Source organism: Vibrio sp. 1562, assembly GCF_033340155.1.
In the GTDB taxonomy this organism is placed as follows: Bacteria; Pseudomonadota; Gammaproteobacteria; order Enterobacterales; family Vibrionaceae; genus Vibrio; species Vibrio alginolyticus.
In genome coordinates, this window is record NZ_JAWOVY010000352.1 from 1 (window position 1) to 700 (window position 700).

Consider the following 700-nt stretch of genomic DNA (forward strand, 5'->3'; position numbering starts at 1 on the left):
GCTTCCGCTCTCCTCAGTTACGTGAAATTACCCCAGGTTGGGCGCAAGTCAGTGGTGGCGGCAATATTTATGGTAACCCAGATTTGGATCCGGAAACTTCACTGAACAAAGAAATCAGTGTGCTTTACCAAGGTGATTCTGGTCTTGATGTGACGTTAACCGCCTTCCACAATGAGTTTAAAGATAAGATCACTCGCGTGGTGTGCCCAGATACAATTTGTACGGATGGCCCAAACCAATGGGGGGCGGATCCTACTTACCGCATTAATGTGGATGAAGCTGTTACTCAGGGTGTAGAAGCAACGTTGGCGAAACCACTAACTGAGACTATCTACTTAAGCTCAAGCTATACCTTTACCGACTCGGAGCAAAAAACGGGTGAATACAAAGGCATGCCACTTCAGCAACTTCCAAAGCATCTGTTTAATGTTGATGTCACTTGGCAAACAACAGACAACCTAGAGAGTTGGACGAAAGTGACCTACCGAGGCAAAGAAATGGATCCGGTCACTGGCCCATCACGCAACAGCATCGTTGAACCTGCTTATACGTTTGTAGATGCCGGCGTAACGTATCAGTTGACGGATAACACCAAGATCAAAGGTGCGATTTACAACCTGTTCGATGAAGACATCAACTACAAAGAATATGGGTACGTCGAAGATGGACGTCGTTACTGGTTAGGGTTAGACGTAGCGTT

Annotated in this window: 1 protein-coding gene; it reads left to right on the top strand. The window is 46.4% G+C overall.

Features of this window, described 5'->3' with window-relative positions; all coding sequences use genetic code 11:
* Positions 1-700 (top strand): TonB-dependent receptor domain-containing protein (locus tag R7Z49_RS25140; RefSeq protein WP_318112406.1); only part of this gene is annotated, 700 nt, incomplete at both ends.